The 502-nt window shown below is 64.1% G+C and carries 1 protein-coding gene; it reads left to right on the top strand.

Translation table 11 applies throughout. From position 1 onward, the window contains the following. Positions 1 to 299: 299 nt before the first annotated feature. The coding region (locus GTW58_RS14185) for a hypothetical protein (RefSeq protein WP_209436609.1) at positions 300 to 502 on the top strand (203 nt) is incomplete at its 3' end.

The following is a 502-nucleotide window of genomic DNA, read 5'->3' as shown; positions in this document are numbered from 1 at the left end:
GAACTGTCGGTGGGCGGGGCGATGCTCGGCCAGAGCTTCAGCGGAACCTCCGTACACGTAGGTCACGGCCTGGAGGGACATGTGCTCCTCTTTCGTCGTCGATGGCTGCGCCATGGGCCACAGGGCAAGTGCACGATCCGGCACTCGGGGTTCTCTCGGGTGGGTGTACTACTACTGTGGACTCAGGCAGGTTTCTGTGTGACGACGATAACCCTGTCTGGGGTCGTGGCCCGTTTCGGGTACGGAGATGACGGAAGGCCGCAGTGCCAGAGGGAGCCGGAGAGGTGAAGTCGGAGAGCATGGTTGACACGCTGCCCGCGGTGAACGGTGCTCATTCGCCGATGCAGCCACTGACCGGTGACACCGCGTTGATCTCACGGCTGCAGGCACTGCTCGGTGCACCGGTGGAGATCGTTGCGGAGCTGGGATCGACCAACGACGGACTCGTCCGCCGTGCCCTTGCCGACTCCCAAGCCCTGGCCCTGCCGGACATGAGCCTGTT

Source organism: Kocuria subflava (assembly GCF_012163155.1).
GTDB lineage: Bacteria > Actinomycetota > Actinomycetes > Actinomycetales > Micrococcaceae > Kocuria > Kocuria subflava.
This window is presented reverse-complemented; position numbering and strand designations above follow the sequence as displayed.